This window comes from Bradyrhizobium sp. P3_C3 (assembly GCF_056402655.1).
Genome location: NZ_JBFUGY010000014.1, coordinates 168343 through 182952, shown reverse-complemented (window position 1 = coordinate 182952; position 14610 = coordinate 168343). Strand labels below are relative to the sequence as shown.

Below are 14610 nucleotides of genomic sequence, written 5' to 3'. Positions count from 1 at the left end.
ATCTGGCTTGCCGCCAGCAGCCCGACCCGGGCGAGCGACCCGCGTACCGAAATCACGCGTCCAAAGGATGTCACGATGAATGAACCTGGCATGAGCAAGGGGTTTAACCCTGACTATGCGTGCCGCGGCTGGACAAACGGTTAAACGGCAGGCGCGGGGGCTTTGTTAAATCTGCGACAATTCGGTTGAGAGATTTGCTCCTAATGCATACTTGCGGGCGGAATCGGTAGGGGAATGCCGCTTTTCTAGGCCGACAGGCCCGACAGCGCTTAAGGAAGATTTTACCATTCGGCCAGTCGGTCCGCCGTTCGGGGATGGAGGTCATCCCGGCTGGCGCGTCATTCGATCCGGGCGGCGATGTTTTGATTTGTTGACGGGACCTAATTATTTGTACATTAGTACAAATGAACCCGCGGCCTGGATGCCGCCCCCGGACACTTGAGCGCGTTTGCAGCCTTGCGTCCGATTGCGCGATCCGGTCCGGCGGATCGCAGCCACGCCCGGAGGAAAGCATGCAGCCCGAACCGATCCTCGATCTTGCTCATCTCGGCCACATGGAACTGCTGACGCCGAAGCCTGACGAGAGCCTGAAATTCTTCGTTGACGTCATGGGCATGACGGTGAGCGGGCAGAAGGGCGAGTCGGTCTACCTGCGCGGCTGGGACGATTATGAGCGCTATTCGCTCAAGCTGACGGCGTCGAAGACGTCGGGCATGGAGCATATGGCGCTGCGCGCGCGCAGCCAGCAGGCGCTGGAGCGCCGCGTCGCCGCGCTCAAAGGCTCCGGCTTCGACATCGGCTGGATCGACGGCGACATGGGGCAGGGGCCGACCTTCCGCTGCCGCGATCCTGATGGCCATATCGTCGAGCTCTATTACGAGACCGAATGGTACCAGGCGCCGCCGGAGCTTAGACCTGCGCTGAAGAACCAGGCGCAACGCTTTCCCGCGCGCGGCGTCAACGTCCGCCGTCTCGATCACCTCAACTGCCTCGCCGTGGACATCAAGGCCAACCGCGAGTTCTTCGAAAACTATCTCGGCTGCCGCCTCACCGAGCAGATCGTGCTCAACGACGGGCGGGAAGCGGCGATGTGGCTGACGATGTCGAACAAGAGCTACGACTTCGCCTATTCGCTCGATCATTCCGGCACGCCCGGCCGCTTTCACCATGTCACCTACGCGCTCGACAGCCGCGAGGAGATTTTGCGCGCCGCCGATATCTTCCTGGAGAACGGCGTGCACATCGAGACCGGCCCGCATAAGCACGCGATCCAGCAGACCTTCTTCCTCTATGTCTACGAGCCCGGCGGCAACCGCGTCGAAGTCGCCAACGCCGGCGCGCGCCTCATCCTCGCCCCCGACTGGAAGCCGATCGTGTGGACCGAGGAAGAGCGCAAGAAGGGGCAGGCGTGGGGATTGAAGACGATCGAGTCGTTCCACACCCRCGGCACGCCGCCGGTGGAGGCGAAGAAGCACGGCTAGAGCATGACCCGGACCCGAAGGGCCGCGTTAGCGCAAAGTGTGAAGCGGTTTTCCGGTCATGCTCCAAAAATCAATGCGTTGAGGTGCGCACCCGCGCGATCGTCTCGCGCACGCCGGACCAGGCCGGCTTGTCCGGCGCGAATTGCTGGCGCAGGAAGCTGACCAGTTCTTCGACCTGCGCGTCGCTCATGCTGTTCTTGAAGGCGGGCATGTAGCCGAGGTCGCTGGAGACGGGCTCATTGATGCCGTGCAGGACGACCTGCACGAGATTGTCCGATGTCGCGCTGTGCAGATTGCTGTTGAGCGCGAGCGAGGGCCGCGTTCCGAACAGCGGCAGGCCGCCGACCTCGTGGCAGACGGCGCAGGCGCCCTGATAGAGCCGCGCGCCGGTGGAAGCGGCGGTCGCGACTTGCGTTGCGCCTTCGAGCTTCGCGGCGAGCGCATCCTGCGTCTGCGTATCGGTTGCGGGGTCGTTGAACGAGTTGAGGTAGATCGCCATCGCGCGGATGTCCTGGTCGGGTAGCGCCGTGAGATCCCTGACGATCGGCGCCATCGGACCGGCCGCGACGCCGTGATAACGCGACTGGCCGGTGCGCAAATAGGCGAAGAGTTCGTCTTCACTCCATGGAATCGGCGCATGCGAGAGCGAGGTCAGGGCCGGCGCTTCCCAGCCCTCGGCAAAGCCGCCGGCGAGATAGGCCTCGCGTTGCTCCGCGCCGAGCGCGTTGCGCGGCGAATGGCAGGCGCTGCAATGGCCAAGGCTCTCGACGAGATAGGCGCCGCGGTTCCACTGCTCGGATTTGGCGGGATCGGGCTTGAATTCGCTCGTCCTGTGGAACAGGGCATTCCAGCCCGCAAGCAGCGGGCGGAGGTTGAACGGGAAGGCGAGCGCATTCGCCGGCGCCGTGGCGCGAACCGAAGGCTGGGTCATCAGGTAGGCGTAGAGCGCCTGCATGTCGGCGTCGTTGGTCTTGGCGAAATGGGTGTAGGGGAAGGCGGGGTAGAGCTGCCGTCCGTCGCGGTGCAGCCCGTCGCGCATCGCGCGCTCGAAGGCGGGATAGGACCAGGCGCCGATGCCGGTCTCGACGTCGGGCGTGATGTTGGTTGAGTAGATCGTGCCGAACGGCGTCTGAAGTGCGCGGCCGCCGGCGTTGAGCACGCCATTGAGGCTGGTGTGGCACTCCGCGCAATTGCCGAGTGCTGCGAGTTGCTCTCCGCGCGCGATCGTCGCCGCGGAATAGACCGAGGCATCAGGCCGCGCGATCGGCGCGATGGCGCGTCCGGGCAAGAGGGCCGCGCCGACGCCGATCGCCGCGGTGCAGACCGCCGCAATCGTTGCGAAAATGCCGGCGCGCTTGGCGAACGGATTCTCCCAGATGCGGGACGGTTTCGGCGCTGCGGGCGCGGGCAGGGCTTGCGGCACAGGCGATGTCTCGGCGTGCAACCCCTTCAGGATGCGTTCCGGCGTGAACGGCGGCTCGCGGAAGCGCACGCCCGTGGCATCGAAGATCGCGTTGGCAATCGCCGCCGCGCTCGGCACCGAGGCGGACTCGCCGACGCCGAGCGGCGGCTGGTCCTGACGCGGCAACATCAGCACGTCGATCTTGGGCACGTCGGGGAACGGGATGATCGGATAGGCGCCCCATTCGCGCGCCGCCACCGTGCCGCGCTCGAACGAGACCTCCTCCATCAGCGCGCGGCTGGTGGACTGGATGACGTTGCCGTGGATCTGGTGGCGCACGCCGTCCGGATTGATCATCAGGCCGGAGTCCTGCCCGGCGACGACGCGCGTGACGCTGACATCGCCGGTGGACTTGTTCACGGCGACATCGGCGACCCAGGCCGACCACGCCGCGCCATAGCCGGGAAACTTGCTGTGGACATAGAGCGCATAGGCAAATCCGCGCCCGTGCACGATCTCGCCGTCTTTCTCCTCGCGCACGGGGCGTGGCGTCCAGCCCGCGCGCTCGGCCACCGCGTTGACGAGATCGATGGCGCGCTGGTCCTTCAGGTAGCGCAGGCGGTATTCGATCGGATCGACACCGGCCTCGGTCGCGGCCTCGTCGATATAGGATTCATGCGCGAAAGTGTTCGGCAGGGCCGAGACACCGCGAAACCAGGACGCGCGCACGATCGGCGCCATGTCGTGGGCGACGACGCGCATGTGGTCGTAGTCGTAAGGCGGAATCGCGGTGCGGTCGCCCATCTGGAGCACATCGGCCACCGGCGAGATTCGCCCCGTCAACAGCAGCGCCAATGTCGGCGCAGCGTTGGAAGGGTAGCGCGTGGCGAGGTCGTAGCCGGCGACGCCGCCGTCCGCGTCGAGCCCGCCATTGACGTCGATGAGCTGCGCGGTGCCTTTGGGCTCCCAGGCGTGCTCCTGCTCGCGCGTCAGCTGCACGCGTACGGGGCGGCCGACGGCGCGCGACAGCAGCAGCGCGTCCGCGGTGACGTCATCGGCGCAGTTGCGGCCGTAGCAGCCGGCGGCCTCCAGGCGGATCACCTCGATCTCGCTTTCGGGACGTTCGATCAGGAGCGCCAGATCGCTGCGCAGGACATGCGGGTTCTGCGTACCGGACCAGACTCGGATGTTGGCGTCCTGGACATCGGCGACCGCGCAGGACGGCCCGATCGAGGCGTGCATCTGGTACGGCCACACATAAGTGCGCTGCATCGGCTTGGCCGCGCCTGATATCGCCTTATCGACGTCGCCCTTGTCGATCAGCGTGCGCGGCGTCGACGGGTTGGCGCGTAGCGCGGTCTCGACATCGGCGAGATCGGTCAGATGAGGCGTCGGCTTCCAGCGCACCGCCAGCTGCTCCGCCGCGCGGATCGCGTTCTCCTCGCGCTCGGCGACCACGCCGACGAAATCGCCGATGCGCACGACGGCAATGATGCCGGGAATGTCGCGTACCGATGATTCATCCACCGCGATCAGGCTGGTGCCGACGAACGGGCCGGCATCGACGCCGGCATAGGGCGGACGCACCACCCGGCCGTGCAGCATGCCGGGCACCCTAATGTCGTGCACGAAGGTCAGCTCGCCGGTCGCCTTGGCGGGCAGGTCGACGCGGGGCGTCGACTGGCCGACGATGGCGTAGTCGCCAACGGGCTTGAGCGCGACGTCGTCGGCAAGCTCGAGGCGAATGGTCTCGCCGCCGATCAGTTCGCCATAGCTGATGCTGCGGTTGTGCCCGCGGACGAGGCCGTCTTCGATCTTGAGGTCGCTGGCCGGCAACTCCAGCCGCTCGGCTGCGCGCGCGATCAGAAAGTGCCGCGCTTGGGCTGCGGCCTTGCGCAGGGGGACGGCGGTGATCTGGATGGTCTCGCTGGCGATCGTCGCGCCCTGGTTCGGAACCACGGCGGTGTCGCCGAGCACCACGACGACGCGCGCAAAGGAGACGTCGAGCTCCTCGGCGACGATCTGGCCGAGTGCGGTGCGGATCCCGGTGCCGAGATCGACGTGGCCGTTATAGGCCGTGACCGATCCATCCGCGGTGATGCGGACGAAGGTCTCGGACGTGACTTCGTCCACGGTGCGGACGACAACGAGCGAACCGGATTGCCGCTCAGCTCCGTTCGAAACAGGGGAGGCCATCAATCAACGGCCTCAGTGATCTGGCCGGATGCGCGCATCACCGCGCGCAGGATCTCGACATGCGTGCCGCAGCGGCAGAGATTGTAGCGCAGCGCCGCGAGCGCCTCCTGCTCGGTCGGCTGCGGGTTGATCGCAAGTAGAGCCTTGGTGGTCATGATCATGCCGTTGAGGCAATAGCCGCATTGCGCGGCCTGCTCGTCGATGAAGGCCTGCTGCACCACGTCCGGCTTGTCGCGCGCGCCGAGCCCTTCGAGCGTCAGGATGTCGCGGCCTGCGCAGCCGCTGACGGGAATCACGCAGGAGCGCGCGGCGGCGCCGTCGATCAGGACAGTACAGGTGCCGCACTCGCCGAGGCCGCAGCCATATTTCGGACCGTTGAGCGCGAGGTCGTTGCGCAGCACATAGAGCAGCGGTGTCTGCGGCGCTGCCGTGACCTCGTGGATCCTGCCGTTCACGGTGAGGCGGATCGGTGTCTGCGTCATCCTCGTTCCCAAGTCCGTGGCCAAGTGCTCGTCAAAACCTACGTCGCGACGATACCGTTTGTACACAAACGTGCAAGCCGCGCATGCCGCACTGCAGCGCGACTGCCTTCTTTGTGGACAGAGCGGATAGGCAAATGGGGTTTTATGCGGCAGCCGCATCTTTTGCGCCGCACCGCCGCTTGACAGCCTTCGGGAGGGCGCGCAACATCGTTCGTATACGAATGATAACCGCAGTCGGCTGGCTTTGCACATGGTGACTGAAACGACGAGCGCCGCCATCGACAAGATCCGTTGCGATGCCTGTCCGGTGATGTGCTACATCAAGCCGGGCGCGGCGGGCGCCTGCGACCGCTATGCCAACCACGACGGCAAGCTCGTCCGCGTCGACCCCCACGTGATCCTGGAACGCACCGTCTCGCATGGCGGCAAGCTCGTTCCGTTCAGCCGCACCGAAGACTGGGACGGCAAGATCGTCCACGAGCCCTCAACCTTTGTCACCGCGATCGGTGCGGGTACGACCTATCCCGACTACAAGCCGGCGCCGTTCATCGTCTCGTCCGAGATCGATGGCGTCGACATGGTGACCGTGGTCACCGAGGGCATCTTCTCCTATTGCGGCATCAAGGTGAAGATCGACACCGACCGCCATCTCGGCCCGGAAACCGCGACCGTTCGCGCGCAGGGCGAGGCGGTCGGCCACGTCACGACCAGCGAATATGGCTCGCAGATGCTGTCGCTCGGCGGGGTGCACCACCTGACCGGCGGCTCCAAGAAGGAAGGCCGCGTCACCTGCGACACGCTGATGGATCTCGCCAATTGCAAGGCGGTGGAGCTCACCATCGACGGCGGCGCGAGCGTGGTGGTGCAGGCCGGCCAGGCGCCGATCGTCAACGGCATGAAGGAAGAGCGCATGCGCGTCGGCTGCGGCTCGGCGACGATTGGCATGTTCGCCAAGCAATGGCACGGCAAGGTCGACGAGGTCGTCGTCGTCGACGACCACATCACCGGCGTGCTCTCGGAGCACCAGGCCGGCAAGCTGCTCGACATCGCCGACACCGGCATCAAGATGAAGGGCCGCCGCTCGACGCCCGGCCGCTATTTCCAGGTCGCCGATCCCGGCACGGGCTGGGGCGGCACCAACATCTCCGATCCGCTGGCGATTCTCGGGCCGTTCGATGCCAAGGAAGCCAAGGCTGGCCTCTCCATGCTGATGGTCTCCACGACCGGCGAGCACTCGTCTTACTATGTGCTCGACGAGGCCCTGAAGCCGGTCGAGACCGAGATGCCTGATGACCTGAAATTCTCGGTCGAGCGCATCCAGGAGAATTGCGAGCCGGCGCTGTGCACGGTGTTGTTCATGGCGGGGGCCGGCGGCTCCTTGCGCGCTGGCGTCACCGACAATCCGGTCCGGCTGACGCGTTCGGTGAAGGACGCGCTGACGCGCGTCACCAGCGGCGGCGCGCCTGTGTATGTCTGGCCGGGCGGTGGCATCACCTACATGGTCGATGTGACGCAGATGCCTTCGGGCGCATTCGGTTATGTTCCGACGCCGGCGCTGGTCGCGCCGATCGAGTTCACGATGAAGCTGACCGACTACGCCGCGCTCGGCGGGCACATGGATCATGTGAAGCCGCTGTCCGAGGTGCAGAACGGTGACGACGTCCGCCAATTGCCATGGCAGAACCCGATTCCGGGGCGGTGGGCATGACCAGGCTCCCGCAAATCGCATTGCTGTCTGATGGCCGGCGGCTGCATTTGCAGGATGGACCGATTGATCTGGTCGTCGAGGCGAGGGGGCGCGCGGACGCAGTGCGCGCGGCCTATGAGGCGGCGGCGCGGCGTTTCACCGGACTGCTCGACGAACTCTGCGCGGAATTGCCGGAACTCCGGACGGTTGCTGAGAAGCAGACTTCGCTGAAGGGCGTGGTGGCGCGTCGGATGCACGCTGCTGTTGCACCCTATGCTTCCGATTGCTTCATTACGCCGATGGCCGCGGTTGCCGGCAGCGTTGCAGAGGCGATTCTTGGCGCCATGCTGAGCGCTGCGGCGCTCGATCAGGCCTATGTCAACAATGGCGGCGATATCGCGCTGCATCTCGGCGAGGGCGAGCATTTCTCGGTCGGCCTGATGGATCGGCCTGATCGTGCCGGCGTGCTGCGCAACATGAGGGTCTACTCAGGTGATCCCGTACGCGGCATCGCGACCAGCGGGCGTCACGGCCGCAGCTTTTCGCTCGGCATTGCCGACGCGGTCACGGTGCTGGCTGCCACCGCATCGCAGGCCGATGCGGCCGCGACGGTCATCGCCAATGCCGTCGATCTGCCCGGGCATCCCGCCATCATCAGAAAGCCTGCGAACGAGCTTCAGCCCGACAGCGACCTCGGCGCGCGTCTCGTCACCCGCGATGTCGGTGAATTGTCGCAGAACGAGGTCGCGGCCGCGCTGGAATCTGGCGCGGAATGTGCACGGCAATTGTTCGATCGCGGATTGATCGAGGGTGCCGTGTTGCAGCTTTGTGGTGATATGCTTGTCATCGGAACCAGGGATATGGAAGAGCAACGAACGCGCCCGCGCATGCTGGAGAACGCGGTCTATGTCTGAACAGGGAAGCGAAACATGAGCGCGATCATCCGCAAGATCGTCACCGTCGTCGAAGAGACGCAGATGGAAATGGGTCGCCAGGTCTCGCCGCCGACGCGGCGCGCCGCGGCGATTGCCGTGATCGAGAACCCCTTTGCCGGCAAATATGTCGAGGATCTGTCGCCGCTGATCGCCATCGGCGAGGAGCTCGGCGATCTCCTGGCGAAGCGCGCGGTGGCGGCGCTGGGCATCGATGGCGCGAAGGCGCAGAGCTACGGCAAGGCCGCGGCGGTCGGTGAGAACGGCGAGCTGGAGCATGCGGCGGCTATCCTGCATCCGAAGATGGGCGCTCCGGTGCGCAAGGTTCTGAGCAAAGGCGCGGCGCTGATCCCGTCGTCGAAGAAGCGCAGCGGCCCTGGCACGACGCTGGACATTCCGCTTGGTCACAAGGACGCCGCCTTCGTGCGCAGCCATTTCGACGGCATGGAGGTGCAGATCAACGACGCCCCGCGCGCCAACGAGATCATGGTCGCGGTCGCCGTCACCGATAGCGGCCGTCCCTTGCCGCGCGTCGGCGGGCTGACGGTTGCGGAAGTGAAGGGCGAAGACGGTTTGAAATAGAGTTTGAACCGGGGAGGCGGGCATAGCTTCTCCGACAAGATCACGCTGAAGACGTAGAGAGTTCAAAACTGGAGGTTGGGATGCGAGCGAGAAACACTTTTGTGGGCGCGGCCTTCGCGCTGCTGGCGGGCGGCATGGTTCATTCGGCCGTGGCGCAGGAGATCAAGATCGGCGAGATCAACAGCTACTCGCTGTTGCCGGCGTTCACCGAGCCCTATCGCAAGGGCTGGCAGCTCGCAGTCGAACAGGTCAACGCGGCCGGCGGCATCAACGGCAAGAAGCTCGTCGTCGTCTCCAAGGACGACGGCGGCAAGCCGGCGGACGCGCAGACCGCGGCCAATGAGCTGGTGTCGAGCGAGGGCGTTGCAATGCTGACGGGGACGTTCCTGTCGAATATCGGCCTCGCCGTCAGCGACTTCGCCAACCAGAAGAAGGTGTTCTTCCTCGCGGCCGAGCCGCTGACGGATGCCATCACCTGGTCCAAGGGCAACAAGTACACCTTCCGTCTGCGCCCCTCCAACTACATGCAGGCGGCGATGCTGGTGGAAGCAGCCAGCAAGCTGCCGGCCAAGCGCTGGGCGACGATCGCGCCGAACTATGAGTATGGCCAGTCGGCGGTTGCGGTGTTCAAGAAGCTGATGTCGGAGAAGCGTCCTGATATCCAGTGGGTCGATGAGCAGTGGCCGCCGCAGGGCAAGATCGACGCGGGTCCGGTGGTGCAGGCGGTTGCCGCGGCCAATCCCGAAGCGATCCTCAACGTCACCTTCGGCGCCGACCTCGTGAAGCTCGTGCGTGAAGGCAACACCCGCGGCCTGTTCAAGGGGCGCGAGGTCGTATCGTTCCTGACTGGCGAGCCCGAATATCTCGATCCGCTCAAGGACGAGACGCCGGAGGGTTGGATCGTGACCGGCTATCCCTGGTACTCGATCAAGACGCCCGAGCATGACGCGTTCCTGAAGGCCTACCAGGCCAAGTACAACGACTATCCGCGCCTGGGCTCGATCGTCGGTTACCAGACCATCAAGGCGGCCGCTGCGATCCTTGCGAAGGCCGGCTCGACCGATCCGGAGAAACTGATCGCCGCGGCGGAGGGGCTGTCGATGCCGTCGCCATTCGGCGAGATCACCTTCCGCAAGATCGACCACCAGTCGACGCTCGGTGCCTATGTCGGCAAGACCGCGCTGAAGGACGGCAAGGGCGTGATGGTGGATTCTTCTTACAAGAAGGGCTCGGATTATCTGCCGAGCGACGCCGAAGTCGATAAGCTGCGTCCGAAGGATTGATGCGAAGAGAGACCGGGGCCTCATGGTTCGAGACGCGCGGCGTTGCCGCGCTCCTCACCATGAGGATCCCGGACCTCATCCTGAGGAGGCGCGTAGCGCCGTCTCGAAGGATGAAGCGAGACACTGAGACTTATGCCTAACCCGGACCGCCGATGGCCTTTTATGTCGTACAGTTTCTGACCGGTCTCGCCAGCGCAGCGTCGCTGTTCCTGGTGGCCTCGGGCCTGTCGATCATCTTCGGCGTGACGCGGATCGTGAATTTCGCGCATGGCGCCTTCTACATGATCGGCGCCTACATCGCCTTCACGCTCACCGAGCGGCTTTCGGGAGCGTTCGGCTTCTGGGGCGCGATCGTCATCGCCGCGTTTGCCGTGGCCTTGATCGGCGTCATCGTCGAGATGGTGCTGCTGCGCCGCATCTATCATGCGCCCGAGCTGTTCCAGCTGCTTGCGACCTTCGGCCTGACCTTGATGGTCGAGGATCTCGTCGTGCTGATCTGGGGCCCCGACGATCTCGTCGGCCGCCGCGCGCCGGGCTTCAAGGGCGCCATCGATTTCTTCGGCCAGAACATCCCGAGCTACGATTTGTTCCTGATCGTGCTCAGCCCGGTCGTACTCGGCATTCTCTGGCTGCTGTTCCAGCGCACGCGCTGGGGCGTGCTGGTGCGCGCGGCGACGCAGGACCGCGACATGGTCGCAGCGCTTGGCGTCAACCAGAAATGGCTGTTCACATCCGTGTTTGCGGTCGGCGTCTTCCTCGCCGCACTCGGCGGCGCGCTCCAGATCCCGCGCGATGCCGTGCATCACGCCATGGATTTGCGGATCATCGTCGAGGTCTTCGTCGTCGTCGTGATCGGTGGCCTCGGCAGCATCGTCGGCGCCTTCGTCGCTGCGGTGCTGGTCTCCGAGCTCAACGCCTTCGGCATCCTGATCTTCCCGAAGATCTCCATCATCCTGGTCTTCCTGGTGATGGCGGTGGTGCTGATCGTCCGGCCCTGGGGTCTCTTCGGCAAGCCCGAGGCGCCCGCGCGCAAGACACCGGGCCTCACCGTCAATCCCTGGCGGCCGCTGACGTCGAACGAGCGGCTCGCGGCGCTTGCCGCGCTGGTCATCGCGGCGACGCTGCCGCTGTTCGCCGGCAATTATGTTCTCACGGTCGGTTCGGAGATTGCGATCTTCGTGATCTTCGCCGTCAGCCTGCATTTCCTGATGTCGGTCGGTGGGCTCGCGTCCTTCGGGCATGCCGCTTATTTCGGTCTCGGCGCCTACGGCGTCGCCTTCCTCGCCAAGATGGCCGGGCTGCCGATGGTCGTGTGCCTGCTGCTCGGGCCGCTGCTGGGCTGCATGGGCGCGGCCGTGTTCGGCTTCTTCGCGGTGCAGCTTTCCGGCGTCTATTTCGCGATGCTGACGCTTGCGTTTGCGCAGATCGTCTGGTCGATCGCGTTCCAGTGGGTGAGTGTCACGGGCGGCGACAACGGCATACTCGGTGTCTGGCCGTCAAGCTGGGCGGCGAGCCCGGGGCATTTCTATTGGTTGGCGCTCGGCGTTGCGGCACTCGTGACGGTCGCGCTTCGGGCCATGGTATTCTCGCCGTTCGGCTACGCACTCCGGGCCACGCGCGACTCGCCTCTGCGCAGCGAGGCGGTCGGCATCAATGCCAAGCGCATCCAGTGGACGGCGTTCGTGATCGCAGGCACGACCGCCGGCATCGGCGGCGCGCTGTTCGCCTACCTCAAGGGCAGCGTCTTCCCCGACAATCTCGGCATCTCGCTGTCGGTCGACGCGCTCGTCATGGTGCTGCTCGGCGGCGTCGAGACGGTGTCGGGTGCGGTGATCGGCGCCATCGTCTACAAGGCGCTCAACATCTGGCTGGTCAGCCAGACCGACCTGTCAAAGCTCGTGCTCGGCGGCTTCATCGTGCTGATCGTCGTCGTCTTCCCCAAGGGCATCGTCGGCACGCTGGAGATGCTGGCGCAGCGGCGCGGGAAGACATCGCCGCCGGGATCTCCCTTGCTTGCTAAGCCGATCGAGTCCGTCGAATGAGCGTCGCACCCCCACTTCTCGCGGTTGAAGGCCTGTCCAAATCCTATGGCGGCATCCACGCCGTGCGCGGCGTCTCGTTCTCGCTGCGATCAGGCGAAATTCTGGCGCTGATCGGTCCGAATGGTGCGGGCAAGAGCACCTGCTTCGACATGCTCAACGGCCAGAACAAGCCTGATACCGGCCATGTCCGCCTGCTCGGCGAGGAGACCACCGGCAAGAAGCCGCGCGAGATCTGGCGGCTCGGCGTCGGACGCACCTTCCAGATCACCGCGACCTTCGCGACGATGACCGTGCGCGAGAACGTGCAGGTCGCGCTGATCTCGCATGGCAAGCAGCTGTTCAATCTCTTCGGCTCGGCCCCGAATTTCGACCGCGGCGAGGCTGGGCGGCTGCTCGAACTGGTCGGCATGGGCGGCTACGCCGATCGTCCCTGCGGCGAGCTCGCCTATGGCGACCTCAAGCGGCTCGAGCTTGCGGTGGCGCTTGCCAACGATCCCAAGCTGCTGCTGATGGACGAGCCAACCGCCGGCATGGCGCCGCGCGAGCGCGTCGACCTGATGCGGCTGACGGCGCAGATCGCGCGGGAGAAGTCGATCGGCGTGCTCTTCACCGAGCACGACATGGACGTGGTGTTCGAGCATGCCGACCGCATCATCGTGCTCAACCGCGGCACGCTGATCGCCGAGGGCTCGCCGGCCGAGGTGCGCGCCAATCCGCAGGTGCAGGCGGTCTATCTCGGCGAGGGCCTGCTTTACGATGCCGGGCATGGAGTCTCCGCATGAAGCTCACGGTGCAGGACCTCAACAGCCATTACGGCCCGGCGCATATCCTGTTCGACATCGGTTTCGAGGTCGGCGAGGGCGAGGTGGTGGCGTTGCTCGGCCGCAACGGCGCCGGCAAGTCGACGACCTTCCGCTCGATCGTCGGGCTCGTTGCCCAGCGCTCGGGGCGCATCATGTTCGAGGGCAAGGATGTCTCGGCGCGCCCGACGCATGAGATCGTGCGCGACGGGCTTGGTTACGTGCCCGAGGAGCGGCGCATCTTCACTGATTTGACGGTGGAGGAGAATCTCGAAGTCGGCCGGCAGCCGAAGCGTCCGAACGCCCCGCACTGGACCCGCGAAAAACTGTTCGCGCTGTTTCCAAATTTGGGTGAGATGAAGAACCGACCGGGCGGCCGCATGAGCGGTGGCGAGCAGCAGATGCTCACCATCGCGCGCACGCTGATGGGCAATCCGTCGCTGGTGCTGCTCGACGAGCCCTCGGAAGGCCTGTCGCCGAAGATCGTGGAGCAGATGGTCGATGCCATCCTGACCATGAAGAAGGAAGGCGTCAGCATCGTCGTGTCCGAGCAGAATTTGCACTTTGCGCGGCTGATCTCCGATCGCGCCTATATCATCGAGCGCGGCCGTATCTGCTTCGGCGGTACCATGGCCGAGCTCGACGCGCGTCCGGATGTCCGCGACGCGCATCTGTCGTTGTAAGGGGCGGGGAGCGGATGGCGAGAAGCGTTGCGGCGAAGAAAAGCGTCAAACCGGCAAAATCGTCTTACGTGCTCGACGAGCAGGTCGGCTTCATCCTGCGTCAGGTCTGGCAGCGCCACAGCTCGATCTTTTCGCGCGACATCGGCACCAATCTCACGCCCACGCAGTGGGCGGCATTATCGAAGCTGGCCGAGACCGGGCCATGCTCGCAGAACCAGCTCGGGCGGCTGACGGCGATGGATGTCGCGACCATCAAGGGCGTGATCGACCGCCTGACCGCACGAGGCCTGACCGAGACCAGCCAGGATCCCGAGGACGGACGGCGGCTTCTGGTCAGCCTGACGCGCGCCGGTCAGCAGCTTGCGGAGAAGGTCGCGCCGAGTGCGCTCGCGATAACCAGGGAAACGCTTGCGCCGCTCGACGCCAGGGAGCGCGAGATGCTGATGGCGCTGTTGAACAAGCTGCGGTGAAGAAGGTGCCGTAGTGAAGGTCTCGTAGGGTGGGCAAAGCGAAGCGTGCCCACCGTTCTTCCTCAAGTCGCAAAGATGGTGGGCACGGCGCTTCGCGCCTTTGCCCACCCTACGGCAGTTGAACAAGGGGCGGGAACTGGCGACTAACGTCGATGAAGGGTCTATCGAGGTTTTCGTCATGCGAGCAGTCACGCGATTTGCGATGGTTCTGAGTCTTACTGCCGCGTTGGCGAGCAGCTGCACTGCCGCCTTTGCCGCACAGCCCTACGAGGGCTTATGGGCGTCGACCAAGAAGGATTGCCGCGATCAGGACAGCGCCAGCCGGATGAGCATCGAAGGCGGCAACCGCCTCTATTGGTACGAGACGCGCTGCCGCGCCAGCGAGATCACCGCAGACGGCAAGCAAAGCTGGAAGATGCGGCTTGCCTGCGCAGGCGAGGGCGAAAAGTTTCGCTCCAATCCCCGAGTCTCCGTTGCGGCGGATGGCCGGCTGGTGATCGAGAATGGCCCGGTCGGCCAGGCCAAGCGCCAGACCTACGTGCGCTGTGAGATCGCAAAGAAGCGCTGATC

Annotated in this window: 12 protein-coding genes; 10 read left to right on the top strand and 2 right to left on the bottom strand. The window is 65.2% G+C overall.

All coding sequences use genetic code 11. From position 1 onward, the window contains the following. Window positions 1-512: 512 nt before the first annotated feature. A complete protein-coding gene (locus tag AC1DW2_RS18790) occupies window positions 513-1481 on the top strand; it encodes a catechol 2,3-dioxygenase (protein ID WP_477006896.1) in 969 nt (322 codons plus the stop codon). A gap of 70 nt (window positions 1482-1551) precedes the next feature. Here the strand turns inward: AC1DW2_RS18790 and AC1DW2_RS18785 are convergent, their stop codons facing one another. Next, window positions 1552-5079, bottom strand: coding sequence for a molybdopterin cofactor-binding domain-containing protein (locus AC1DW2_RS18785; RefSeq protein WP_477006895.1), 3528 nt, complete (start codon window positions 5077-5079; stop codon window positions 1552-1554). Next, window positions 5079-5561, bottom strand: coding sequence for a (2Fe-2S)-binding protein (locus AC1DW2_RS18780; RefSeq protein WP_477006894.1), 483 nt, complete (start codon window positions 5559-5561; stop codon window positions 5079-5081). The genes AC1DW2_RS18785 and AC1DW2_RS18780 overlap by 1 nt, the downstream gene beginning before the upstream one ends. 250 nt (window positions 5562-5811) lie before the next feature. On the opposite strand from AC1DW2_RS18780, the gene AC1DW2_RS18775 reads away from it, so the two are divergent. The 9 genes from AC1DW2_RS18775 to AC1DW2_RS18735 all read left to right on the top strand — a co-directional run bounded on the left by AC1DW2_RS18775 (window position 5812) and on the right by AC1DW2_RS18735 (window position 14608). Then, complete coding sequence (locus AC1DW2_RS18775; protein ID WP_477006893.1) at window positions 5812-7269, top strand: 6-hydroxynicotinate reductase; 1458 nt, start codon at window positions 5812-5814, stop codon at window positions 7267-7269. After that, window positions 7266-8162 carry a UPF0280 family protein gene (locus AC1DW2_RS18770; protein WP_477006892.1) on the top strand — a complete coding sequence of 299 codons (897 nt, stop codon included), beginning with the start codon at window positions 7266-7268 and terminating at the stop codon, window positions 8160-8162. The genes AC1DW2_RS18775 and AC1DW2_RS18770 overlap by 4 nt, the downstream gene beginning before the upstream one ends. Window positions 8163-8177: 15 nt before the next feature. Then, entirely contained in the window at window positions 8178-8762 is a 585-nt protein-coding gene (locus AC1DW2_RS18765) for an amino acid synthesis family protein (RefSeq protein ID WP_085404807.1), read from the top strand. An 80-nt stretch (window positions 8763-8842) separates the two neighbouring features. Next, window positions 8843-10045, top strand: a complete 1203-nt coding sequence (locus tag AC1DW2_RS18760) for an ABC transporter substrate-binding protein (protein WP_166094556.1) — start codon at window positions 8843-8845, stop codon at window positions 10043-10045. Window positions 10046-10197: 152 nt separating this feature from the next. Next, on the top strand, window positions 10198-12087 hold the full coding sequence (locus AC1DW2_RS18755) for an ABC transporter permease (RefSeq protein ID WP_477006891.1): 1890 nt from the start codon (window positions 10198-10200) through the stop codon (window positions 12085-12087). Beyond that, on the top strand, window positions 12084-12869 hold the full coding sequence (locus tag AC1DW2_RS18750; protein ID WP_477006890.1) for an ABC transporter ATP-binding protein: 786 nt from the start codon (window positions 12084-12086) through the stop codon (window positions 12867-12869). Before AC1DW2_RS18755 ends, AC1DW2_RS18750 begins: the two co-directional genes overlap by 4 nt. After that, window positions 12866-13570, top strand: coding sequence for an ABC transporter ATP-binding protein (locus tag AC1DW2_RS18745; protein ID WP_085404805.1), 705 nt, complete (start codon window positions 12866-12868; stop codon window positions 13568-13570). The genes AC1DW2_RS18750 and AC1DW2_RS18745 overlap by 4 nt, the downstream gene beginning before the upstream one ends. Before the next feature lie 14 nt (window positions 13571-13584). Beyond that, on the top strand, window positions 13585-14040 hold the full coding sequence (locus tag AC1DW2_RS18740; RefSeq protein ID WP_063983949.1) for a MarR family winged helix-turn-helix transcriptional regulator: 456 nt from the start codon (window positions 13585-13587) through the stop codon (window positions 14038-14040). 178 nt (window positions 14041-14218) lie between these two features. Next, entirely contained in the window at window positions 14219-14608 is a 390-nt protein-coding gene (locus tag AC1DW2_RS18735; protein WP_477006889.1) for a hypothetical protein, read from the top strand. The last annotated feature ends 2 nt before the right edge of the window (window positions 14609-14610 follow it).